Genomic DNA, 22,324 nt, shown 5'->3' on the forward strand with positions numbered 1-22,324 from the left:
CGGTTAGTGTGGTTGCAGATGCAACAGCTTTCCCCCACTGAACGCGGCCTGATCGAAACGATCGATGGCGCCGCCATGCTTGCCCATGTCCAGCGCTGGTGCGCGGTCAACACCGGCACCGGCAACCTGTCCGGCCTTGCCAGGCAGTGGGATCTGCTGGCCGATGCCTTCGCCGTCCTGCCCGGCACGATCCGCAAGGCAAATCCCGCCCCGGTGCGCACCATCGCGGCCGATGGCACCGGGCATGAAACCGCCAATGGCGCGCATCTGGTCCTTTCGGTCCGCCCCGATGCGCCGCGCCGCTATCTCCTCACCGGCCACATGGACACCGTGTTCGGACCCGAACACCCCTTCCAGTCACTGCAATGGCTCGATGCCCGGACGCTGAACGGCCCCGGCGTTGCCGACATGAAGGGCGGCATCGCGGTGATCCTCGCCGCGCTCTGTGCCTTCGAGGCCAGCCCCGTCGCCGCTGGCATCGGCTATGACGTGCTCATCAATTCGGATGAGGAAACCGGCAGCCTCGCCTCTGCGCCGCTCATCGCCGAACTGGCGCGCGGCAAGGCCGCCGCCCTCACCTACGAACCGGCCGCCCTGCCCGATGGCACGCTTGCCGCCCAGCGTCCCGGCAGCGGCAACTACGCCGCCGTCGTCCGCGGCCGCTCGGCCCACGCCGGTCGCAATCCGCAAGATGGGCGCAACGCGATTCTCGCCGCCGCCGACCTCGCGCTCAAACTGAAGGCGCTTGAGCGCGAAGGGCTGACGGTCAACCCGGCAAGGATCGACGGAGGCAGCGCGAACAACGTCGTGCCCGATCTTGCGGTGCTGCGCTTCAATGTGCGGCCTGCCTCGGCCGAACTTGCCGCCGACCTTGCCGAAAACCTCGCAAAGCTCGTCGAAAACCTCGAAAAGGTGCACGAAGTCTCGGTGCACCTCCATGGAGGGCTGACGCGCCCTCCCAAACCTCTGACGGAAAAGGCAAAATCGCTGTTCTCGCTGGTCCGGCAATGCGGCGAGGCGCTGGGCCAGCCGGTGCGCTGGCAGGCGTCGGGCGGGGTCTGCGATGGCAACAATATCGCCGCCTGCGGGGTTCCCGTGGTCGATACCATGGGCGTGCGCGGCGGGGCGATCCATTCGGACCGGGAGTTCCTGATCGTGCCCTCGCTGGCTGAGCGCGCGGCGCTTTCGGCGCTGGTTCTGCATCGTCTTTCCGGGGAAAATCAATGACTTTCCGCATACGCGCAGCGCGCACCGCCGATCTGCAAGCCCTCTATGAAATGGCCAAGCTCGCCGGCGGCGGCTTCACCAATCTGCCGCCCGATCGCCGCGCACTTTCGGCAAAACTGGCCCGCGCCGCCGATGCCTTCGCCACACCCGATGCCGCAGACCCGCTCAATCCGCGCGATGAACTGTTTGTTTTCATTCTGGAAAATGCGGAAACCGGGGAAGTGCGCGGCACGGCCCAGATCTTCACCAGCGTCGGTCGCCAGTGGCCTTTCTATTCCTACCGGATCGCCACGCTCACCCAGCATTCCAAGGAACTGGGCCGCACCTTCCGCGCTGAAATGCTCAATCTCGTAACCGACCTTGAAGGATCAAGCGAAGTCGGCGGCCTGTTCCTTCACCCTGCCGAACGCGCTGGCGGGCTGGGGCTGCTGCTCGCGCGCAGCCGCTATCTCTTCATCGCCATGCACCGCCAGCGCTTTGGCGAGCGCATTCTGGCCGAACTGCGCGGCGTGATCGACGAGCGCGGTGGATCGCCCTTCTGGGACGGCGTGGCCGGCCGTTTCTTCGGCATGAGCTTTCAGGAAGCCGATTATTTCAATGCGATAAACGGCAACCAGTTCATTGCCGATCTCATGCCCAAGCACCCCGTCTATGTCGCGATGCTGCCCGAAAGCGCGCGCTCGGCCATCGGCCTGCCCCACCCTTCGGGCCGCGCGGCGATGCGGATGCTGGAGGAAGAAGGCTTTGCCTACGAAGGCTATGTCGACATCTTCGATGGCGGCCCGACCATGACCGCCCGCACCGACAAGGTGCGTTCGATCAGCGAGGCAAGGGAAATGCCCGTGGCCCACGTCCGCGCGCCCGAAGGCGATGGCCCCGCGGCAAGGGCGCTGGTGGCAGCAGGCAGACTGGCCGATTTCCGCTGCGCCTTCGCCGAAATTGCCGAAACGCCTGATGGCCTCACCATCGACCCGGTGGCCGCCGCCACGCTGGGCATCAGGGCGGGCGATCAGGTCTGGTTCGTGGAACGCTAGAAGGAACTCCATGCCCCTTGCAGAAATCAACTTCGACGGCCTTGTCGGTCCCAGCCACAACTACGCGGGTCTCAGCCTTGGCAATCTGGCCTCGGCCAGCAACGCGGGCGAGGTTTCCCATCCCCGCGCGGCCGCGCTGCAGGGGCTGGCCAAGATGCGGCACAACCTTGGCCTTGGGCTGATGCAGGGCCTGCTGGTCCCGCTGCCGCGGCCCAATCGGGCGTTTCTTGCAGCCATGGGCCTTGATGTTATTGACGAGACCGATACCGCCCAGCGCCGCCTGCGCGCGGCGGCATGGTCGGCGTCATCGATGTGGACCGCCAATGCCGCCACTGTCAGCCCCGCGCCCGATACGGCAGACGGCCGCTGCCATCTGACCGCGGCCAATCTTGTGACCATGCCGCACCGGTCACACGAATGGGCAGATACCGCGCGCCAGTTGCGGCTGGCCTTTGCCGACACGGCGCATTTTGCCGTCCACGATGCGGTTCCCGCCTGCTTCGGCGATGAGGGCGCGGCCAACCACATGCGGCTGTGCGCCCGCCACGATGCGCCGGGACTTGAAATCTTCGTTTATGGCACCGGTGGCGGCGCCTTTCCGGCGCGCCAGCATGAACAGGCAAGCCGCGCCGTGGCGCGCCTGCACGGGCTTGATCCGGCGCGCTGTCTGTTTGTGGAGCAATCCCCCGATGCCATTGCCGCAGGCGCATTTCACAACGATGTTGTGGCGGTGGCGAACGAGCGCGTGCTCTTCACCCACGAACTGGCCTTTGCTGATCCCGAAGGCACTTATGCCGCAATCACCCAGCGCCTGCCCGAAGCCGAAATCGTGGTGGTGCCTGCCAGTGCGGTGAGCCTTGCCGATGCCATCCGCAGCTATCTGTTCAACGCCCAGTTGCTGACCCTCCCATCGGGCGAGATGGGCCTCGTGATCCCTCTGGAAGCGTGGGAAACGCCATCGGTTCGGGCCTGGCTCGAAGGGCATCTGGAAGCGAACGGGCCGATCCGGCGAGTCATGCCGGTTGATGTGCGCCAATCGATGGCCAATGGTGGCGGGCCTGCTTGTCTGCGCCTGCGGGTGGTAGCCGATCCGGCCACGGTCGATCGGCGCTTCCTGCTGGACGAGGCAAAGATCACCGCGCTCGAAGCGGTGGTGGCAGCATACTGGCCCGAACAGATCGATCCCGCCGATATCGGAAGCCCTGTCCTGGCGCAGGCCGTCATGGCCGCGCGCGCGGCGCTGCTTTCGGCCCTTGCGCTTGAGGAACTGGCCTGAGCGGATTGACGCCTGAACGAACCGGGGACTGAGCAGGCTGGAGACTGTTCCGAATGGGGACGCGGCCTGCCTTCACGCGGTGCTTGTCGCTTCACTTTACAGTGAAGATCGGGTTAACCAGCAACAAGCCAGCAAAGCAGGAACTGGCATGATCGTTGCAGCGTTTGTCTGCAAAAGAGGATGAGAACCCGGATGCTGCGAAAGTTTGGTCGCCTGTTTGTCATCAAGACCCGCTTTGAAGCCTATGCGGTGATCTACGCGATCTCGCTGGGCGCGGTGGAACGCGGACAGGCATACCTTACGCAGTATCCCGGCATTGGCGGCAAGCTGCTGTTTCTGGCCGCAACGGGCGCGGTGTTCATTGCGGGCGCCAAGATCCTCGATGCGCTGCGCATGGAAAAGCAGCTCAAGGACATGGCCGCTTCGCACGAGGGATGAAAGCAGGTTTGGTGGCTGACGCTTGCGGCGCGGCACGCGCTGTGCGGGTGGGGCGATTCTGTTGCTAGGCTCGCCCCCAGCCCCCGGTTTCCGATTCTGTTACCCGGTTCGGTCCGAACCGTGCTTCCGCTTTATAACGTCAGGGCGTTAGCCCCTAGAATTATGCAGCGAGAGCAAGTGCTTCGTTGTCGTTGGCACTTGTGAGTTTTGAGCCTTTAACGGGTTACTCAGCCCGGACGAAAACAGCGCTTTTCAACACACGTCGATCCTAGTTCGGCCCCATCAACACCCTTGCGACAACAAGGCCCGGCCTGTTCCAGCCGGTGGTGATGGTGGAGCCGCCGGGTACCGCCCCCGGGTCCGCTGCGCCTATTGCACGCCGCAGTTTATCGTCATAGCCGGTCGAAACCGGCAAGGCTTCATATAGGCATTGCGCGCCAAATGAAAAGGGGCGGAGATCACCCCGCCCCCTGTTCGTTCCGATCCGGCCCGGCGGATCAGCCTGTTGGCACCTATTTCTTCAGGGCGTCGCGGATTTCCGTCAGCAGGTCCACCTCGCTCGGCCCCGCAGGCTCGGCAGCAGGTGGCGGCATCAGCTTGTTGGCCTGCCGAACGATCAGGAAGATCACGAAGGCAAGGATCAGGAAGTTGATGATCGCCGTGATGAACGAACCCCAGCCCAGCATGGCTACGCCCGCCTCCTTCAGCGCGGCATAGGTCATCTCCCCCTTGTAGTCGGCCGGGATGCTGCCCAGAACGACAAACTTCTGACTGAAATCAATGCCTCCCGTCACCGCACTGATGACCGGCATGATGACATCATCGGTGAGCGATGAGACGATCTTGCCGAAGGCCGCGCCGATGATCACACCGACCGCCAGATCCAGCACGTTTCCGCGTGCAATAAAGGTCTTGAACTCGCCAATCATGCCCATGCTTTCCCCCGATGCATTAACCATTCGACCGGAGTGTAGCTAAGCGCGGGGCGCAGATCACGGCAAGCCGGAATCTTTTGCAACCGTGCGGATACTTGAACCGTAACGGACTGGCTCTATGTCTGGACGCAAGACGACCGCGCCTGTGGTCGCAAGCAAGAAGGATGTTTTGCCGATGGCCGCACTCCGTTTCAGCCAGGTTGCCTTTGCCACTGTTGCCGCCGCCAGCCTTTCGGCCTGCGGGATCAACTCGGTCCCGGCTGCCGAGGAGGAGGCCAAGGCACGCTGGGCCGACGTGGAAAGCGCCTATCAGCGCCGCGCCGATCTGATCCCGAACCTTGTGGCCACGGCCAAGGGCGCCGCCGCATCGGAAACGCAGATCCTGACGAACGTGACCGAAGCGCGCGCGCGCGCCACCTCGATCAACATCACCACCGATGATCTTTCCAATCCGGCCGAGTTCGAGAAGTTCCAGAACGCGCAGAACCAGCTTACCCAGGCTCTGGGCCAGCTTCGCACGGTGGTGGAAAACTATCCGCAACTGCAAAGCCAGGCGCGCTTTGCCGATCTGATGGTGCAGCTTGAAGGCACGGAAAACCGCATCAATGTGGCCCGCACCCGCTACAACGAGGCAGTGCAGGCCTATAACACCACGATCCGCACCTTCCCCGATGCCATCGGTGCAAAGCTGATCCATGGCGCCAAGCCGATGGTGCCGTTCAAGGCCGCTGCCGGTTCCGAAGTGGCGCCGACGGTCAATTTCGACATGAACGCGCCGGCAGCACCCGCAGCGGGACAGTAAGATGGGATTGGCCCGCCCCCTGCGGGCATTCTGGCACGCCATTGCGGTGCTGTTCCTGCTGGCAGCGGGCGCGGCCCATGCCGCCTTGCCCGCCCGCCCGCAAGGCCCGGTGCTGGATCAGGCCGGGATCATTCCCGATGCGGAGGAAGCAGCCCTTGCGCAGCGCCTTTCGGCCTACAATGCCGAAACAGGGCGCGCCGTGGTGGTGGCAACGGTTGCCTCGCTGGACGATCAGGATGTGGAAACCTATGCCAACGCCCTGTTTCGCGCCTGGGGCATCGGCGGCGAGAAGACCGATCAGGGCCTGTTGTTCCTGATCGCCCCAAACGAACGCAAGGTGCGGATCGAGGTAGGCTACGGGCTTGAGGAATATCTGCCCGATGCGCTGGCCGGGCGCATCCTTGCGGGCGCCGTCACCCCGCGTTTCAAGGAAGGCGATTATGCCGGCGGAATCAATGCTGGGGTGGAGCAGATCCTTGCCCAGCTCAGCCGCAATCCCGCCGATGCCAAGGCGATTGCCGAAGCGGCGGCCAAGCGCGGCGGCGACCGGGAGGAAGGCTCGGTCCTCGCAAGCGCGTTCTTCTGGGTGTTCATCATCGTGATGTTCATGCTTGTCTTTGGAAGACGCGGGCGCGGCCATGCTGCGCGCAAGAGCGGGATCGATCCGGGAATCGTGCTGTGGGGCATCAGCGAAATTGCCCGCGCGGCATCCGACAACCGCCATTCTGGCGGTTGGGGCGGTGGCGGCGGCGGCGGATTCGGCGGCTTTGGCGGGTTCGGCGGCGGCGATTCCGGGGGCGGCGGCGCCTCTGGCGACTGGTAGGGCAGGACAGACGTGACACGCATCGCAATGACCGAAGCCGACCACAAGCTGGTGAGCGACGCCGTGGCTGCCGCCGAGGCGCACACTTCGGGCGAGATCGTGACGATCGTGACCCGGCGCTCGGACAGCTATCATGACATTGCGCTGATCTGGGCGGCGCTGGCAGCGTTCGCGGCGCTTTCCGTGCTTGAGATCGCGCCCGGCTTCTATCTCCCGCTGGCAGAGCGCATGCTGGGCCTGTGGGCTTTCGAATGGACGCCACGCACGCTGATCGGGCTGGCGCTGAGCGTGGCGACGCTCAAGTTTGCAAGCGTCTATCTGATTGCGCGCTTCACCCCGCTTGGCTTGTGGCTGACCCCGCGCCGGGTGCGCAATGCACGCACCCGCGCTCGCGCCATGTCATGCTTTCGCATTGGCGCGGAAAGTCGCACCACCGGGCATACCGGCGTGCTGATCTATGTCAGCCTAGACGAGCATCATGCCGAGATCATCGCGGACACCGGAATTGCGGCAAAGGTGCGGCCGGAAACCTGGGGCCATGCCATGAAGGCAATGATCGATCCGCTGCGCCGCGGGCAGATCGCCGAAGGAATGGTTGGCGCGGTGGCGGAAGTGGGCAAGGTTCTGGCCGAACATTTCCCGCGCGCGCAGGACGACAGCAACGAACTGCCGGACAGACTGATCGAACTATGAGCCTTGAAGAGGAATACCGCGACCACCCGGAAACCGTGCAGTGGCAGGGCCGCTTCATTGTCGCCAAGACGCGCGGGCGGTGGGAATATGTCTCGCGCAACCGCAACATCAAGGCAGCGGTGATCCTTGCAGTCGACGATGGCCACGTGATACTTGTCGAACAGTTCCGCGTGCCGCTGGGCCGCCCCTGCATCGAACTTCCCGCCGGGCTGATCGGCGACGAGGCGGGCACTGAGCACGAGGACGCTGCCAGCGCGGCCCTGCGCGAACTGGAAGAGGAAACCGGCTACCGGGCCGGGCGGATCGAATCGCTTGGGGAATATCATTCCTCGCCGGGCATGGTGACAGAAGCCTTCACCCTGTTTCGCGCGCATGATCTTGAAAAAGTTTCCGAAGGCGGCGGCGTGGAAGGCGAAGGCATTACCGTGCACCGGGTTGCCCTTACGGAAATCGAGCGATTTCTCGCGGCAAGGCGCGCCGAAGGCCATGCCATCGACGTGCGGATGCTGATGCTGCTGGCCCCGCGCATCATGGCCTGACATTTTGCGCCACTTGCCTCCTGCCGCGCAACTTGCTTGGTTGACGCAAACGGAAAGCGGGAGATGAAGCGATGGGCAGGGTTCAGGGCAAGAAGGCACTGGTGACGGGCGCGGCACAGGGGCTGGGCGCGGCGCACGCAAGGCTGCTGGCGCACGAAGGGGCACGCGTTCTGCTGACCGATATCAACGGCGATGGCGCTGCCGAACAGGCCGATGCCATCAACGCCGAACTGGGCGCAGGCACTGCCTTCGCCCTGCGCCACGATGTGACCAGCGCCGATGACTGGGACCAGGCCATCGCCACGGCTGCCGAAAAGCTGGGCGGGCTTTCGGTGCTGGTCAACAATGCGGGCGTGGGCGTGCGCGGCAATATCGAAACCTGCACGCTGGATGAGTGGCACCGCGGTTTTGCCATCAATGTGGATTCGGTATTCCTCGGCTGCCAGAAAGCTCTGCCGCTGCTGCGCGACAGCCAGCCTGCCTCGATCATCAACATCAGTTCGATCGCGGGCCTTATCGCATCGGACACCATGCCCGGTTACAACGCCAGCAAGGCGGCGGTGTGGATGCTGACCAAGTCGGTCGCGCTCTATTGCGCCAAGCGGGGGTGGGACATCCGCTGCAATTCGGTTCACCCGACCTTTGTCGACACACCCATTCTTGATGGGATTGCCACGAACGCCAACCTCGAAAAGGCGGTGGTCATGGGCAAGCTCGCCCGCCAGATCCCACTGGGCCGCGTGGGCGAACCCGACGAGATCGCGGCAGGCGTGCTCTATCTTGCCAGCGATGAAAGCCGCTTCATGACCGGGGCCGAACTGAAACTCGACGGCGGCATATCCGCCATGTGAAACGCAAAGGGCCAGCCGAACGCGCGGGTTCGTCCGGCCCTTGACTGCGTTCGGCTCAACAGCCGCTCAGAACACCACGACCGAGCGGATCGACTTGCCCGCGTGCATCAGATCGAACGCGGTGTTGATCTCCTCAAGCCCCATGACGTGGGTGATCATCGGGTCGATCTCGATCTTGCCGGTCATGTACATGTCGACGATCTTGGGCACATCGGTGCGTCCCTTGGCGCCGCCAAAGGCCGTACCGCGCCAGTTGCGCCCGGTGACGAGCTGGAACGGGCGGGTGCTGATTTCCTTGCCCGCTTCGGCAACACCAATAATGATGCTGGTTCCCCAGCCCCTGTGACAGGCTTCCAGCGCGGTGCGCATCACCTCGGTATTGCCGGTGGCATCGAAGGTGTAGTCCGCGCCGCCATCGGTCATCTCGACGATCTTCGCCACGATGTCCTCGCGGCTCATGCCCTTGCTGTTGAGGAACGCGGTCATGCCGAACCTGCGGCCCCATTCCTCGCGGTCCGGGTTGATGTCGACGCCGATGATCCTGTTCGCCCCGGCAAGCCGCGCGCCCTGGATCACGTTGAGACCGATCCCGCCCAGCCCGAACACCACCACGTTATCGCCCACCTGCACCTTGGCGGTATTGATGACCGCGCCAACGCCCGTGGTCACGCCGCAGCCGATGTAGCACGAGGTCTGGAACGGCGCGTCTTCGCGGATCTTTGCCACGGCGATTTCGGGCAGGACGGTGAAGTTGGAAAACGTGGAGCAGCCCATGTAGTGATAGATCGTCTGCCCCTTGTAGGAAAAGCGGCTGGTGCCATCAGGCATGAGGCCCTTGCCTTGCGTGGCGCGGATCGCGGTGCACAGGTTGGTCTTGCCCGAAAGGCAGCTTTTGCACTGGCGGCATTCGGGCGTGTAGAGCGGGATCACGTGATCGCCGGGCTTGACCGAGGTGACACCGGCGCCAACCTCGCGCACGATCCCGGCCCCTTCGTGGCCAAGCACGCTGGGGAAAATACCCTCGCTGTCAAACCCGTCGAGCGTATAGGCATCGGTGTGGCACACGCCCGTGGCCATGATCTCGACCAGAACCTCGCCCGCCCTGGGGCCTTCCAGATCGAGTTCGACGATTTCGAGCGGTTGCTTGGGCGCAAAGGCAACGGCGGCGCGGGTCTTCATGGCGATCTACTCCCTTGATCTGGCGGCGCGATAGCATAATTGCGGCTATGCTGATAAATGCGGTCGCAAGATAAGCACTGTTGCAAGACGAGAACAATGAGCAATCGCTGGGATGGGATCGATGAAGTGGTGGCCGTGGCCGACGCGGGCACTTTCGTGGCAGCGGCAAAGCGGCTGGGCACCTCCACCTCGCACGTCAGCCGGGCGGTGGCGCGGCTTGAGCAGAGCCTTGGCGCGCAGTTCTTCCATCGCACCACCCGTGCGGTAAGCCTTACCGATACCGGGCGCACGCTGGTGGACCAGTTCCGCCGCCTCATTGCCGAGCGCGACGAGGCAATCGCCATGCTCGACCTTCAGGGAGAACCGCAGGGCCATCTGCGCATCACCTGCCCCACCGCGCTGGGCGAACGCTTCGTGGCACCCATCGTGCGCGCCTATGTGCAGGAATATCCCAAGCTTTCGCTCGACCTTGATCTGTCCAATCGCGTGGTGGAGCTGGTTTCGGAAGGCTATGACCTGGCGATCCGCACCGGCACCCTGCCCGACAGCCGCCTGATCCGCACCCAGATTGCCACGCGCCGCAGCGTGACCTGCGCTTCGCCTGCCTATCTTGCCGAGCGGGGCACGCCGCAGACCGTCGATGATCTGGATGCGCACGAATGCATCCCGGCAACATCGGATGTGTGGCGCTACAAGGTGGACGGCGAGCCGCGCACCATCCGCGCGCGCGGACGCTGGCGGTGCAGCAATGGCGCGGCGGTGTTCGATGCGGCGGTGGCGGGCATGGGCCTGTGCCAGTTGCCGGAGTTCTATGTGAGCCGGGCCATCGCGGAAGGAACGCTGGTGGAAGTGCTGGACATGTTCACGCCCGACGACGAGCCGATCTGGGCAGTCTATCCCCAGCGGCGCCACCTGCTTCCGAAGGTCCAGCGCCTGATCGACAAGCTGCGCCGCGAGCTTCCCGCCAGGATGGCGCAAGGGTGAACGCGCCCGTCTGAAGACGGTTCTTGGAAACGTTCACATAACCCGCTATGCATGCTGCCTGACACTGCCCGCGACGCCGGGCGGGTCCGGTGTGGAAGCGGCTCGCCAGCAGCCGCGAGGAGGAGAGTGACGTGCCAGCAAGCCCCCAGGGAACGACAGCCGCAACCCGGCCAGACCAATCGCAGGCCCCCGCATCGCAGCGCGCCGCCTTTGCGGCGGTTACGGTCCTGTTCCTTGCGTGGGGCTTCATCACCTCGCTGATCGATCCGCTCGTGGCCGCAGTGAAGGGCGTTTTCACGCTCAGCACGCTGGAAGCGCAGCTTTCCGCTTTCGCCTTCTTCATCGCATACGGGGTGATGAGTTTCCCCGCCGCCGCCATCATCGGGCGGCTGCGCGCGGTTCCGGCCATCCTGCTGGCACTGGCCACGATGACACTGGCCTGCCTTGTCATGCTGGCGGCGGCCAACATCGCCTCCTACCCGCTGGTTCTGGCCGGGCTGTTCATGCTGGCCGCGGGCATCACCGTGCTTCAGGTTGCGGCCAACCCCCTTGCCGCCGCGCTGGGCAAGCCGGAAGGCAGCCATTTCCGCCTGACCCTGTCGCAGACCTTCAATTCCTTCGGCACCTTCCTTGGCCCGGCAATCGGCGCATCGCTGTTCCTCAAAGGCGTGGAAGTGGCCGATGGCGCGGCGCTGACGCCGGAAGTGCGCGATGCCGCGCTGGCCGGGATCGACCGCGCCTATTTCTGGATCTGCGGCCTGTTGATCGTGCTGCTGGCGTTCTTCTGGGTGAACCGCAAGCGCATCGCCGCCGCCGCGCCGCCCTCGCAGCCGACTGGCGGGATTACCACGCTGCTGGGGCAGGCGTTCGGCTCGCGCTGGGCCGTGCTGGGGGCAGGCGCAATTTTCATCTACGTGGGCGCCGAAGTCACCATCGGCACGCAGATGGCCTTTTATCTCAGCGACAAGGCGATCTGGGGCGCAAGCCTTGAACAGGCGGGAAAGGCGGTCTCGTTCTACTGGGGCGGCGCCATGGTGGGGCGCGCCATCGGCACCGTGTTGCTGGCACGCTTTGCGGCAGCGCGGCTCATGGCGCTGTTCGCCGCGATCGCGGCCGGGATGTGCGCCTATCTGTTCCTCGTCGGCGGGGTTTCGGCCGGTTATGTGGCGCTGGCCATCGGCCTGTTCAATTCGATCATGTTCCCGGTGATCTTCACCCTTACCCTTGAACGCTCCTCTGCCAGCGAGGAGGCAACATCGGGCCTGCTGTGCACCGGCATCATCGGCGGCGCGCTGATCCCGCCACTGGCAGGCGCGGTGACGGATGCGGCGGGCATCTTCACCTCGTTCCTCGTGCCGCTGGCCTGCTATGCGCTGCTCGTCGTCTTCGCGATCGGCGCTGCGCGGGCGCCGGTCTTGCGCCGCGCGAGCAGCGAAAGCGTGCACTGAAACGGGCCGGGCGAATCAATCCTTAGGGACACGCCCCGGCAGCGACCGTCCATTGCCTGACCACCGCAATTTTCTGCCCGGCAAAGGCAAAGGATGCCGTAGCGTCAGCTCGGCCAGCCCTTTGCCGGGGCCATTTCGCCCCCTTTCCCTTTACGTAAACTTCCACTAGCACTTTCTTCCAGAGAGTCGCACGAAGGGGCACGCAGCCGCCCTCGCCAGCGCCGGGAGAGAGCATTGCAGGAACCTGTCCGCCCACATCAGGCCAAGACCGCGGCCTTTCACGGACCAGACGCATGACCGCGCTGGCCGAACCGGCAACCATGGGTGAGCTGGCCGCCAGCATCACCGTGAAGGACGGGCGATGCTCGCTGCGCGGGATAGCGGGCTGGTGGCAGGGACGCACCATGTATGGCGGTGCCTCCTCGTTCCTGGCCTATGCCGCCGCGCGCAAGGCCATGCCCGATCTGCCCCCGCTGCGCGGCGCGCAAGTGGGCTTCATAGCGCCGGTGGGCGGCGATCTTGACATCGTCGTAACCCCGATCCGAAGCGGCAGGAGCGTGACCCAGGTGCAGACCGACATCCTGTGCGAAGGCGCGCTTGCCCACCGCACCCTGTGGCTCTTTGGCGCGGCGCGGCCTGCAAACGGCGCGGTCGCAGCCCGGCAGGAGCAGGCCATTCTCCCGTTGGCGGAGGCACCGCCCATCCCCGCCCCCGAAGGCGATTTCTTCATCCGCAACCTCGATCTGCGGCGCGGAACGGCAAGGGGCGATGCCCGCCCCGCCACGATCCGCCGATGGGCGCGGCTGAAGGACCGGCGCGGGCTGGACCCTGTCGGCGAACTGGTGCTGCTGGGCGATGCCCTGCCATCGGGGGCGATGCGCGCCATGGAGCGTCAGGGGCCGATCAGTTCTATGAACTGGTCGCTCACCATCCTTGGCGACGCGCCGCAAACCACCGATGGCTGGTGGCTGCTCGAAACATCCTCGAACCACATGGCCGACGGCTTTTCGAGCGAGACGCTGCGGATGTGGAATGCCGATGGCGTGGAAGTGATGCGGGGCCTGCAAAGCGTGGCCATTTTCGGGTGAGGAGATCAGACGACATGCAGCTTGCCGATGCCGCCGCGTTGGGCTTTGAACCGGATCGTCTGGACAGGATCGGCGTGTTCCTCGACCAGACCTATGTCGCACCGGGCCGCCTGCCGGGATATGATGTGCTGGTCGCGCGTGACGGCGAGGCGGTCTATCGCCACACCAGCGGCAAGGCGCGGGCCGATGGCACCCCGCTGGCAGGCGATACGATCTTCCGCATCGCCTCGATGACAAAGCCGCTGACCTCGGTCGCTTTCATGATGCTGGTCGAGGAAGGCAAGGTTGCGCTCGATGATCCGGTGACGAACGTGCTGCCGGAGTTCGCGGCGCTGGGCGTCTATACCGGCGGCGGCGGCGAGGTTGACTTCTCTCCGCCCCGCCCCGCCCCGCCGATGCGCATGATCGACCTCATCAGCCATCAGTCAGGGCTGACCTATGGCATCCAGAACCGGACGAATGTCGACGCCGCCTATCGCAAGGGACGGCTCGATGGCCACGCCAGCCTTCCCGGCAACGATCACTTCATTGCCGAACTGGCGCAGATCCCGCTTGAGTTCGAACCCGGTCAGGGCTGGAACTATTCGGTGGGCACCGATGTGCTGGGTGTGATCGTGTCTCGGCTTTCGGGAATGAGCCTGGGCGAGTTCCTGCGCACCCGCATCTTCGATCCGCTGGGCATGACCGACACCGGATTTCATTGTCCCGACGACAAGGCGCACCGTCTGGCCGATGCCTGGGCCTACAAGGCCGGGCAACCGCCGCAACTGTTCGATCCCGCCGAGAAGTCCGGAACGCGCCGGGTGCCGCGCTTTGAAAGCGGCGGCGGCGGGCTGCTGTCCACCACGCAGGACTATCACCGGTTCTGCCGGATGCTGGCAGGGGGCGGCGCGGCCGATGGCGTGCGCATCCTCAGCCCCAAGACCCTGCAACTGATGACGGCCAACCACCTGCCCGGCGGGGCTGACCTGACGCAGGTTTCGCGCGCGCTTTTCAGCGAAGCCTATAACGCGGGCGCAGGCTTCGGACTGGGCTTTGGCGTGACGATCGATCCGGCGCGCGCGCTGGTGCCCGGCTCGGCGGGCGAGTTCTACTGGGGCGGCATCTTCTCGACCGCGTTCTTCGTCGATCCGGTGGAGAAGGTCCACGCCGTGTTCATGACCCAGCTCTACCCTTCGTTCATCTATCCCATCCGGCGTCAGTTGAAGACGCTGATCTATGCCGCGCTGGCGACAAGCCGCGCCTGAACCCCAGCCCCAAGGAGCAAATGCGATGTCCGACCCCATCCCCGGTGCGAAAGAGCATATCGAAGCGGCCCGTAAGCTGGCGGCCACGATCGACGACATTCCCGCCGACACCCCGCTTCTGCCGGTAGAGCGCGTTGGCGTGATCGGCGCGGGCACAATGGGCGGCGGCATCACCATGAACTTCCTGACCGCCGGCATACCCGTAACCATCGTGGAAATGACACAGGAAGCGCTCGACCGCGGCGTGGCGACCATGCGCAGGAACTACGAAAACACCGTCAAGCGCGGGAAGATGGAAGCCGCCGCCGCAGAAGCGGCCATGGCCCGGCTGACCCCGACGCTCGATTTCGGCGCGCTGGCCGATGCCGACCTCATCATCGAGGCGGTTTACGAGAACATGGACGTGAAGAAGGACGTGTTCCGCAAGATCGACGGCATCGCCAAGCCCGGCGCGATCCTTGCCTCGAACACCAGCTATCTCGACATCGACGAGATCGCCAGCGTCACTGGCCGCCCGGAATCGGTGCTGGGGATGCACTTCTTCTCGCCCGCCAACGTGATGAAGCTGCTGGAAGTGGTGCGCGGCGCCAAGACCTCGAAGCAGGTGCTCGCCACGGTCATGGCGCTTTCGGTGAAGATCGGAAAGGTGCCGGTCGTCTCCGGCGTGTGCCACGGCTTCATCGGCAACCGGATGCTCTCCCCGCGTCAGGCGCAGGCGCACGCGCTCATCATGGAAGGGGCGAATTACTGGGAAGTGGACGAGGCCCTGCTGGAGTTCGGCTTCCCGATGGGGCCGTGGCAGATGGCCGATCTTGCAGGCGTGGACATCGGCTGGCACCGCGATCCCTCGCGCATCGAAACCCTGCGCGATGCACTGTGCGCCGTAGGCCGCTGGGGCCAGAAAACCCGGAAGGGCTTCTACGACTACGACGAGAATCGCCAGCGCACACCATCCGACGAAGTGAAGGCGATCATCGCGGAGTTCGCCGCGAAGGAAGGCAAAGCCCAGCGCTCGATCGACAAGGACGAGATCCGCGAACGCCTGCTCTACCCCATGATCAGCGAAGGCGCGCTGATCCTTGAGGAAGGCATCTCGCAGCGCGCGAGCGACATCGATACGGTCTGGCTGAATGGCTATGGCTGGCCTGCGTGGACCGGCGGCCCGATGTTCTGGGCCGATCATATCGGTCTGGATACGGTGGTTGCGGGCCTGAAAAAGCACGGCCTGCCGGTTGCGCCGCTGCTGGAGCGAAAGGCCGCCGCAGGCGAGACGTTCAACTGAACGGGCTGATCTGAACCGGAGACTGGCGATGCGGATCGAGGATATCGTCGAAAGCCCCTTCACCCCGCTCAGCGTGATCCTGCGCGCCCATGCCGCACGGCGGGGCAAGGCCGTGGCGCTGGCGGATGAGACGCGCACGGTCAGCTGGGCGCAGATGGACGCCCTGATCGACCGCATCGCTGCCGCTCTTCAGCGCGAGGGTGTGCAAAGCCATGAACCGGTTGCCATCGCGGCAATGAATGCGGTGCCGACCGCGCTGGCGTTCCTCGGCGCCATCCGCGCAGGCGCCGTGGCCGCCCCCCTTACCTCCACCGCAGCGCCGGAAACCATCGTAGCCATGCTGGCCGATAGCGGAAGCCGGGTGCTCCTGCTCGACAGTGAAATCGCCGCGCGCATCGGCGGGCAGGCACTTCCCGCAGGTGTGAAGCGGATCGCGCTGGACGACAGCGCTGCGGGCGAGCCGCTGAGCGCGTGGATGGCCGAGGAAGGCGCAAGGCCGCAGGAGCGCGTCCCCGCCCCCGGCGATCCTTTCAACATCATCTATTCTTCTGGCACCACCGGCGCCCCCAAGGGCATCGTGCAGAGCCATGTGATGCGCCATGAATACGCGCGGCGCACGATCGTTGCAGGATATGACGACGATACGGCGGTGATCTGTTCGACCCCGCTCTATTCCAATACCACGCTGGTCAGTTTCCTTCCCGCGCTGACGGCAGGCGGCAAGGTGGTGCTGATGCGCAAGTTCGATGCGCGCCGGTTCCTCGAACTGTCCGAGCGCGAGCGCGTGACCAATGCCATGCTGGTGCCCGTGCAATACCGGCGCATCATGGAACTGCCCGATTTCGACAGCTTCGATCTTTCATCCTACCGGCTGAAATCGTGCACTTCCGCGCCCTTTCCGGCATGGCTCAAGGCCGATGTCCTCCCGCGCTGGCCCGGCGGTCTCACCGATGGCTACGGCATGACCGAAGGCGGCGCCACCACGATCCTGCTGGCGCACAAGCACCCCGACAAGCTGCACACCGTGGGGCAGGTGGCCCCCGGCCATATCATGAAGATCATCGACGAGGCGGGCAACGAACTGCCGCAGGGCGAAGTGGGCGAGATCGTGGGCCATTCGCCGATCATGATGAACGGCTATCACGGCAAGCCCGACAAGACCCGCGAAGTCGAATGGTTCGACGCCGAAGGGCGGCGCTACATCCGCCATGGCGACATTGGCCGGTTCGACGAGGACGGCTTCCTCATCCTGATGGACCGCGCCAAGGACATGATCATTTCCGGCGGGTTCAACATCTATCCCAGCGACCTTGAAGCCGAACTGACCCGCCAGAGCGCGGTAAAGGAAGCCGCCGTGGTTGGCGTACCGTCGGATGTCTGGGGGGAAACCCCGCTTGCCGTTGTGGTTCTGGCCGATCCCGCAGCCGATCCACAGACGATCCTTGCCGAAGCCAACAGCCGCCTTGGCAAGACCCAGCGCATTTCCGCGATCGAGGTGGTTGATGAACTGCCGCGCAGTCCCATCGGCAAGGTTCTGAAGCGCGAACTGCGCGACCGTTTCGGCGGCAATCCGATCCTTGCCGCCACTTCCCTTGAAAAGACACCATCCCAGCAGGAGCATGACCATGCGTGACGCCGTAATCGTATCCGCCGCCCGCACGCCCATCGGGCGCGCCTACAAGGGCGCCTTCAACGCTACCCCCGGCGCCACGCTGGGGGCGCTCTCGCTGGAAGCCGCGATTGCCCGTGCCGGGATCGACCCTGCCGAGGTTGACGACGTGCTGTGGGGTGCGGCCCTGCAACAGGGCGCGCAGGCAGGCAACATTGCCCGGCAGGTGGCACTGCGCGCGGGCCTTCCCGTGACGGTTTCGGGCATGAGCATGGACCGGCAGTGCTCTTCGGGCCTGATGACGATTGCCACAGCCGCCAAGCAGGTTGTGATCGACCGCATGGACGTGGTGGCCGCGGGCGGACAGGAATCGATCAGCCTCGTCCAGACCAAGGACATGCGCGTCATGCCCGACAAGAGCCTGATGGCAATGCACAAGGCCATCTACATGCCGATGCTGCAAACCGCCGAGATCGTCGGCCAGCGCTATGGCATAAGCCGCGAGGCTTGTGACGAATACGCCCTGCAATCGCAGCAGCGCACCGCTGCCGCGCAAGGTGCAGGCAAGTTCGATGACGAGATCGTGTCGGTTGATGCCTCGATGGGCGTGCAGAACAAGGACACCGGCGAAATCACGTATCAGGATGTCCATCTTGCCAGGGACGAGGGCAATCGTCCCTCGACCACGCTGGAAAACCTTGCTGCCCTCAAGCCGGTGATTGAAGGCGGCATCGTGACCGCGGGCAATGCCAGCCAGCTTTCCGATGGGTCGGCGGCCGTGGTCGTGATGGAAGCCGCGCTCGCCGCCAAGCGCGGCCTTGCCCCGCTGGGCCGCTATGTCGGCATGGCCGTGGCGGGGACCGAGCCGGATGAAATGGGCATCGGCCCGGTCTTCGCCATTCCCAAGCTGTTGCAGCGCTTCGGGCTCAAGATGGACGACATCGGCCTGTGGGAACTGAACGAGGCGTTTGCCGTGCAGGTGCTCTACTGCCGCGACAAGCTGGGCATTCCCAATGACCTGCTCAACGTCAACGGCGGCTCGATCTCGATCGGGCACCCCTATGGCATGACGGGTGCGCGCTGCACCATGCATGCCCTGATCGAGGGCAAGCGCCGGGGGGCAAAGTATGTCGTCGTCACCATGTGCGTCGGCGGCGGCATGGGCGCGGCCGGGCTGTTCGAAGTTTTCTAAGGACGCGGGCGGGCGGCCTCAGCCCTTGTGCTGGCCGCCGCCCGCTTCGGCCTTGCCGGGTGCCGGAGCAAACCCCTGAAGGCCAAGCCACCATTGCAGCGCGATGACCGCGCCCTTGGCGGGTTGAAGGAAAGCTCCCAGCAGCATGACCGCCATGACGGCCACGCCAAGCATCATCGCCCAGCCCGGCAGGCCGGTATGCAGGCCCAGTTCGATGATGACCGGGGCCATGATATGCCCGGTCAGCAGGATCGCGATATAGGGCGGAAAATCGTCAGCCGCGTGGAGCGTCCAGTTCTGCCCGCACATCCGGCAGCGCTCGACCGGCTTCAGGAACCGCGCGAACAGGTGGGTGCCGCCGCAACGCGGACACTTGCCCCGGATGCCCCGCCACAGCGCCCCAACCAGCCCTTGGGGCAAGAGACCTCGATCAAGCGGCAGTGCAAGGTTCGGCATGGGCGATCCTATTTCGCGAAGGGGTTCTTCGGGCTGCGCAGCGTAAGGCGGATCGGCACGGCATCGAAGCCCAGTTCGCGGCGGATGCCGTTGACAAGGTAGCGCCGATAGCTTTCGGGCAACTGATCCAGCCGGGTGCCGAACAGGACGAAGCCGGGCGGGCGCGTCTTGGCCTGCGTGATATAGCGCAGCTTGATGCGGCGTCCCCCCGGCGCGGGCGGCGGATTGGCGGCCAGTGCATCATCGAACCAGCGGTTGAGCGCCGAGGTCGGCACGCGCTTCGACCATGCGGCGCGGATCTCGAAGGCAGCCTTGAGGAGATCGTCCAGGCCCTTGCCGGTGCGTCCGGAAATGGCGAGCAGCGGGACGCCCCTGACCTGCGCCAGCCCTTCGTCGAGAGCGGCGCGAATGCCCTGAAACAGCGCCGAAGGATCTTCGGCCACATCCCACTTGTTGATCGCGATGATAAGCGCGCGGCCCTCCTCAAGCACCATCGAGGCAATCTTGAGATCCTGATGTTCAAGCCCGCGTGTGGCATCGAGCACAAGCACGACGACTTCGGCGAAGTCTATGGCGCGGCGCGTATCGGCGACCGAAAGCTTCTCCAGCTTGTCGGTCACTTGCGCCTTCTTGCGCATGCCTGCCGTGTCGATCAGGCGCACCGGGCGGTAGGCTTCGCGTTCGGGATCGAACCATTGCCAGTCAATCGCGATGGAATCGCGGGTGATCCCCGCCTCCGGCCCCGTAAGCAGGCGATCCTCGCCCAGCAGCTTGTTGATAAGCGTCGATTTTCCGGCATTGGGGCGGCCCACGATCGCCAGCTTCAGAACGGATTCGGGATCGAACTCCTCCTCCTCAGCCGTATCGTCCTCTTCGGCGTCTTCGTCCGCCTGCTTGCCTTCGATATGCGGACGCAGCGCTTCGAACAGATCCGCCAGCCCCTGTCCGTGTTCAGCAGAGAATGCCACCGGTTCGCCAAAGCCGAGCGCGAAGGCATCGTAAAGGCCGGGATCGCCTGCCCGGCCTTCGGCCTTGTTCGCCATGAGCACGATGGGAACCCGGCTTTGCCGCAGGTAGCGGGCAATTTCCTCATCGAGCGGGGTGACGCCCGCGCGCGCGTCGATCACGAACAGGGCCACATCGGCCCCCACCAGCGAGGCTTCGGTCTGCTGGCGCATCCGGCCGGGCAGGGTATCGGGATCAAGATCTTCCCAGCCTGCGGTATCGACGATGGTGAACTCCAGACCAAGCAGGTTGGCATCGCCAAAGCGGCGATCCCGGGTAACGCCGGGCTGATCGTCCACCAGGGCCAGCTTCTTGCCGACAAGACGGTTGAACAACGTGGATTTGCCCACGTTGGGGCGTCCGATGATGATGACCTGGGGGCGCATGGCTCACCCGTTACGCCTCCCGCGCGTGAACGCAAGCGCGGGTTTAAGTGCGGGCGAATGATTAGGCCCGCGTTAACCATGGGTGAAAGGCTGGACATAACCAAAGTAGGGGATAGTGCCCTCCATGAGGACACCGCCCAGCCGCATTGCCATCCTGTGCGCCGCCGCCCTGCTGGGGACCGGCGCGAAGGCCGCAGAAATCCGCAGTTCTGCCGCCATCTCAGCGCAACAGCCCGATGACGGCGAATCGCTGCCTTATCTCCAGTGCGTTCCTTACGCACGGCAGGTATCGGGCATCCAGATCTATGGCGATGCGTTAACCTGGTGGGATCAGGCCGAGGGCCGCTATGCCCGTGGCCACAGGCCCAAACCCGGCGCGGTGATGAGCTTTGCCCCTTATGGCCGGATGGAACTGGGCCATGTCGCTGCGGTCAGCAAGGTTATCGATTCGCGCACTGTCCTGCTGCGCCACGCCAACTGGTCGCCCATCGATGGGCGCCGCGGACAGATCGAGGATGATGTGCGCGCGGTGGATGTTTCACCGGAAAACGACTGGTCGCAAGTGCGCGTCTGGTATGCGCCGATCGGCAATCTTGGCACCACCGCGTGGCCCGTGAACGGCTTCATCTATCCCGAAAAGCCGGGCAAGCAGAAGGGCTTTACCCTGCTTGCGGCAAGATCGTCCGCGCCGGTGGCCAAGGCTGCCGAACTGCCGGAATCGCGGATCGGTGCCGATTTTCTGAAGGGCATTCGCCCGGAAGTTGACGTGAAGGCCGCACCCGCACGGCGGATGCTTTCGCAAAGCTATGCAAGGCCCGATGCCGCCAATGCCAAGGGCGCTGCAAACCGCCCGTCAAGCCTGAAGCCGGCGCTTGCGGATGACCCCATCGGGCGCATCATTGCGGCCAGGACCCGCTGAAGCGGCGCGCCCCCTGTTCGCACAGGAGGCGCGCAAGCATTCAGAGCGACTTGATGATCGCCGAAAAATCGAGCCCCGCGTTGCCCGCTTCGGCAAAGGCGGCATAGAGTTCTTCGGCACGCGCGCCCATGGGCACCTGCGCACCGGCGTCCTTTGCCGCTGCCATGGCCAGCTTCAGATCCTTGAGCATCAGGGCCGTGGCGAAACCGCCCTGATACCCGTTGTCGGCGGGCGACTGCGGCCCCACACCCGGAACCGGGCAATATGAGGTCATCGACCAGCACTGGCCCGATGCCTTCGACGAAATGTCGTAGAAGGTCTGGAGGTCCAGCCCCAGCTTCTCGGCCATGGCGAATGTCTCGCAGGTGGCGACCATCGAGGCGCCCAGCAGCATGTTGTTGCAGATCTTGGCGGCCTGCCCGGCGCCGCTGGCCCCGGCATGGATCACGGCCTTGCCCATGGCGGCAAGGATCGGCTGCGCGCGGGCGAAGGCTTCATCGCTGCCGCCGACCATGAAGGTCAGCGTGCCGCCGTTGGCCGCCGCGATCCCGCCCGAAACCGGCGCATCGACCATGGCATAGCCGGCTTGGGCAGCGGCCGCCGCCACTTCGCGCGCGGTTGCCACATCGATCGTCGAGCAATCGAGCAGCAGCGCCGTGGTGGGCGCGTGGCCGATAACGTCCGCCGTATAGACCGACTTCACGATGGCCCCGTTGGGGAGCATCGAAACAACCGCATCAGCCCCCTGCACCGCTTCCTTGACCGAGGTATAGGTGGTGCAGCCGTTTTCCTTCGCGCGTTCCAGCGCAGTTTCGGCCAGATCGAAGGCGTGAACATCATGGCCTGCCTTGACGAGGTTTGCGGCCATGCCGCCGCCCATATTGCCAAGTCCGATGAAAGCGATTTTCATG

General features: G+C 64.8%; 21 protein-coding genes, 1 other RNA gene and 1 pseudogene. 17 read left to right on the forward strand and 6 right to left on the reverse strand.

The features are described from left to right. The first annotated feature begins 18 nt into the window (after positions 1-18). From DKM43_RS01985 to DKM43_RS02000, 4 genes are all read left to right on the forward strand, one after another. Entirely contained in the window at positions 19-1,227 is a 1,209-nt protein-coding gene (locus DKM43_RS01985; protein ID WP_109796785.1) for a hydrolase, read from the forward strand. Continuing rightward, complete coding sequence (locus DKM43_RS01990) at positions 1,224-2,261, forward strand: arginine N-succinyltransferase (RefSeq protein ID WP_109796786.1); 1,038 nt, start codon at positions 1,224-1,226, stop codon at positions 2,259-2,261. The genes DKM43_RS01985 and DKM43_RS01990 overlap by 4 nt, the downstream gene beginning before the upstream one ends. A 10-nt stretch (positions 2,262-2,271) precedes the next feature. After that, entirely contained in the window at positions 2,272-3,537 is a 1,266-nt protein-coding gene (locus DKM43_RS01995) for an N-succinylarginine dihydrolase (protein WP_109796787.1), read from the forward strand. Positions 3,538-3,729: 192 nt separating this feature from the next. After that, positions 3,730-3,975: a hypothetical protein gene (locus DKM43_RS02000; protein ID WP_109796788.1), complete on the forward strand. Its 246-nt coding sequence runs from the start codon at positions 3,730-3,732 to the stop codon at positions 3,973-3,975. An 85-nt stretch (positions 3,976-4,060) separates the two neighbouring features. Here the strand turns inward: DKM43_RS02000 and ssrA are convergent. Then, positions 4,061-4,427, reverse strand: a transfer-messenger RNA (tmRNA) gene (ssrA, locus tag DKM43_RS02005). A 60-nt stretch (positions 4,428-4,487) separates the two neighbouring features. Further along, positions 4,488-4,904 carry a large conductance mechanosensitive channel protein MscL gene (gene mscL, locus DKM43_RS02010; RefSeq protein WP_201739762.1) on the reverse strand — a complete coding sequence of 139 codons (417 nt, stop codon included), beginning with the start codon at positions 4,902-4,904 and terminating at the stop codon, positions 4,488-4,490. Positions 4,905-5,085: 181 nt separating this feature from the next. On the opposite strand from mscL, the gene DKM43_RS02015 reads away from it, so the two are divergent. The 5 genes from DKM43_RS02015 (at position 5,086) to DKM43_RS02035 (ending at position 8,618) form a co-directional block, all read left to right on the forward strand. Beyond that, a complete protein-coding gene (locus DKM43_RS02015; protein WP_109797049.1) occupies positions 5,086-5,712 on the forward strand; it encodes a LemA family protein in 627 nt (208 codons plus the stop codon). Position 5,713: 1 nt separating this feature from the next. After that, the gene (locus DKM43_RS02020) at positions 5,714-6,535 is read left to right on the forward strand and encodes a TPM domain-containing protein (protein WP_109796790.1); all 822 of its coding nucleotides are present in this window, start codon (positions 5,714-5,716) and stop codon (positions 6,533-6,535) included. 12 nt (positions 6,536-6,547) lie between these two features. Next, complete coding sequence (locus tag DKM43_RS02025; protein ID WP_330857602.1) at positions 6,548-7,228, forward strand: TPM domain-containing protein; 681 nt, start codon at positions 6,548-6,550, stop codon at positions 7,226-7,228. After that, positions 7,225-7,767 carry an NUDIX hydrolase gene (locus tag DKM43_RS02030; protein ID WP_109796792.1) on the forward strand — a complete coding sequence of 181 codons (543 nt, stop codon included), beginning with the start codon at positions 7,225-7,227 and terminating at the stop codon, positions 7,765-7,767. The genes DKM43_RS02025 and DKM43_RS02030 overlap by 4 nt, the downstream gene beginning before the upstream one ends. Before the next feature lie 71 nt (positions 7,768-7,838). Then, positions 7,839-8,618 carry an SDR family oxidoreductase gene (locus DKM43_RS02035; protein ID WP_109796793.1) on the forward strand — a complete coding sequence of 260 codons (780 nt, stop codon included), beginning with the start codon at positions 7,839-7,841 and terminating at the stop codon, positions 8,616-8,618. A gap of 66 nt (positions 8,619-8,684) precedes the next feature. On the opposite strand, the gene DKM43_RS02040 is transcribed toward DKM43_RS02035, so the two are convergent. Further along, the gene (locus tag DKM43_RS02040) at positions 8,685-9,797 is read right to left on the reverse strand and encodes an S-(hydroxymethyl)glutathione dehydrogenase/class III alcohol dehydrogenase (RefSeq protein ID WP_109796794.1); all 1,113 of its coding nucleotides are present in this window, start codon (positions 9,795-9,797) and stop codon (positions 8,685-8,687) included. A 96-nt stretch (positions 9,798-9,893) separates the two neighbouring features. On the opposite strand from DKM43_RS02040, the gene DKM43_RS02045 reads away from it, so the two are divergent. The 7 genes and pseudogenes from DKM43_RS02045 to DKM43_RS02075 all read left to right on the forward strand — a co-directional run bounded on the left by DKM43_RS02045 (position 9,894) and on the right by DKM43_RS02075 (position 18,647). Then, complete coding sequence (locus tag DKM43_RS02045; protein ID WP_109796795.1) at positions 9,894-10,781, forward strand: LysR family transcriptional regulator; 888 nt, start codon at positions 9,894-9,896, stop codon at positions 10,779-10,781. Positions 10,782-10,912: 131 nt separating this feature from the next. Then, on the forward strand, positions 10,913-12,229 hold the full coding sequence (gluP, locus tag DKM43_RS02050) for a glucose/galactose MFS transporter (RefSeq protein WP_109797050.1): 1,317 nt from the start codon (positions 10,913-10,915) through the stop codon (positions 12,227-12,229). Positions 12,230-12,522: 293 nt separating this feature from the next. After that, the gene (locus DKM43_RS02055; protein ID WP_109796796.1) at positions 12,523-13,317 is read left to right on the forward strand and encodes a thioesterase family protein; all 795 of its coding nucleotides are present in this window, start codon (positions 12,523-12,525) and stop codon (positions 13,315-13,317) included. Positions 13,318-13,331: 14 nt separating this feature from the next. After that, positions 13,332-14,564, forward strand: a complete 1,233-nt coding sequence (locus tag DKM43_RS02060; protein WP_109796797.1) for a serine hydrolase domain-containing protein — start codon at positions 13,332-13,334, stop codon at positions 14,562-14,564. Between the two features lie 46 nt (positions 14,565-14,610). Continuing rightward, positions 14,611-15,846, forward strand: a pseudogene (locus tag DKM43_RS02065) (3-hydroxyacyl-CoA dehydrogenase NAD-binding domain-containing protein); the annotation flags it as partial. A gap of 28 nt (positions 15,847-15,874) precedes the next feature. After that, positions 15,875-17,479 (forward strand): class I adenylate-forming enzyme family protein, encoded by a 1,605-nt coding sequence (locus tag DKM43_RS02070; protein WP_109796799.1) that lies wholly within the window; start codon positions 15,875-15,877, stop codon positions 17,477-17,479. Next, positions 17,472-18,647 (forward strand): acetyl-CoA C-acyltransferase, encoded by a 1,176-nt coding sequence (locus DKM43_RS02075; RefSeq protein WP_109797051.1) that lies wholly within the window; start codon positions 17,472-17,474, stop codon positions 18,645-18,647. The genes DKM43_RS02070 and DKM43_RS02075 overlap by 8 nt, the downstream gene beginning before the upstream one ends. Positions 18,648-18,665: 18 nt before the next feature. Here DKM43_RS02075 and DKM43_RS02080 read toward each other — a convergent pair whose 3' ends face one another. Further along, complete coding sequence (locus DKM43_RS02080; RefSeq protein ID WP_109796800.1) at positions 18,666-19,103, reverse strand: DUF983 domain-containing protein; 438 nt, start codon at positions 19,101-19,103, stop codon at positions 18,666-18,668. 8 nt (positions 19,104-19,111) lie between these two features. Continuing rightward, a complete protein-coding gene (gene der / locus DKM43_RS02085) occupies positions 19,112-20,494 on the reverse strand; it encodes a ribosome biogenesis GTPase Der (protein ID WP_109796801.1) in 1,383 nt (460 codons plus the stop codon). 124 nt (positions 20,495-20,618) lie between these two features. Here der and DKM43_RS02090 point away from each other — a divergent pair, with 124 nt between their 5' ends. Then, positions 20,619-21,413, forward strand: coding sequence for a CHAP domain-containing protein (locus tag DKM43_RS02090; protein WP_201739751.1), 795 nt, complete (start codon positions 20,619-20,621; stop codon positions 21,411-21,413). A 40-nt stretch (positions 21,414-21,453) separates the two neighbouring features. Here the strand turns inward: DKM43_RS02090 and mmsB are convergent, their stop codons facing one another. Beyond that, positions 21,454-22,323 carry a 3-hydroxyisobutyrate dehydrogenase gene (mmsB, locus tag DKM43_RS02095; RefSeq protein WP_109796802.1) on the reverse strand — a complete coding sequence of 290 codons (870 nt, stop codon included), beginning with the start codon at positions 22,321-22,323 and terminating at the stop codon, positions 21,454-21,456. Between the last annotated feature and the right edge of the window lies 1 nt (position 22,324).

This window comes from Novosphingobium meiothermophilum (assembly GCF_003171715.1).
GTDB lineage: Bacteria > Pseudomonadota > Alphaproteobacteria > Sphingomonadales > Sphingomonadaceae > Novosphingobium > Novosphingobium meiothermophilum.

Coding starts and splice junctions, on each gene's coding strand:
- mmsB (WP_109796802.1), bottom strand. CDS start 22,323: ATGAAAATCGCTTTCATCGGACTTGGCAATATGGGCGGCGGCATGGCC.
- DKM43_RS02090 (WP_201739751.1), top strand. CDS start 20,619: ATGAGGACACCGCCCAGCCGCATTGCCATCCTGTGCGCCGCCGCCCTG.
- DKM43_RS02045 (WP_109796795.1), top strand. CDS start 9,894: ATGAGCAATCGCTGGGATGGGATCGATGAAGTGGTGGCCGTGGCCGAC.
- DKM43_RS02020 (WP_109796790.1), top strand. CDS start 5,714: ATGGGATTGGCCCGCCCCCTGCGGGCATTCTGGCACGCCATTGCGGTG.
- DKM43_RS02060 (WP_109796797.1), top strand. CDS start 13,332: ATGCAGCTTGCCGATGCCGCCGCGTTGGGCTTTGAACCGGATCGTCTG.
- DKM43_RS02015 (WP_109797049.1), top strand. CDS start 5,086: ATGGCCGCACTCCGTTTCAGCCAGGTTGCCTTTGCCACTGTTGCCGCC.
- DKM43_RS02080 (WP_109796800.1), bottom strand. CDS start 19,103: ATGCCGAACCTTGCACTGCCGCTTGATCGAGGTCTCTTGCCCCAAGGG.
- der (WP_109796801.1), bottom strand. CDS start 20,494: ATGCGCCCCCAGGTCATCATCATCGGACGCCCCAACGTGGGCAAATCC.
- DKM43_RS02035 (WP_109796793.1), top strand. CDS start 7,839: ATGGGCAGGGTTCAGGGCAAGAAGGCACTGGTGACGGGCGCGGCACAG.
- DKM43_RS02075 (WP_109797051.1), top strand. CDS start 17,472: ATGCGTGACGCCGTAATCGTATCCGCCGCCCGCACGCCCATCGGGCGC.
- DKM43_RS01990 (WP_109796786.1), top strand. CDS start 1,224: ATGACTTTCCGCATACGCGCAGCGCGCACCGCCGATCTGCAAGCCCTC.
- DKM43_RS01995 (WP_109796787.1), top strand. CDS start 2,272: ATGCCCCTTGCAGAAATCAACTTCGACGGCCTTGTCGGTCCCAGCCAC.
- DKM43_RS01985 (WP_109796785.1), top strand. CDS start 19: ATGCAACAGCTTTCCCCCACTGAACGCGGCCTGATCGAAACGATCGAT.
- mscL (WP_201739762.1), bottom strand. CDS start 4,904: ATGATTGGCGAGTTCAAGACCTTTATTGCACGCGGAAACGTGCTGGAT.
- DKM43_RS02070 (WP_109796799.1), top strand. CDS start 15,875: ATGCGGATCGAGGATATCGTCGAAAGCCCCTTCACCCCGCTCAGCGTG.
- DKM43_RS02055 (WP_109796796.1), top strand. CDS start 12,523: ATGACCGCGCTGGCCGAACCGGCAACCATGGGTGAGCTGGCCGCCAGC.
- DKM43_RS02030 (WP_109796792.1), top strand. CDS start 7,225: ATGAGCCTTGAAGAGGAATACCGCGACCACCCGGAAACCGTGCAGTGG.
- DKM43_RS02000 (WP_109796788.1), top strand. CDS start 3,730: ATGCTGCGAAAGTTTGGTCGCCTGTTTGTCATCAAGACCCGCTTTGAA.
- DKM43_RS02040 (WP_109796794.1), bottom strand. CDS start 9,797: ATGAAGACCCGCGCCGCCGTTGCCTTTGCGCCCAAGCAACCGCTCGAA.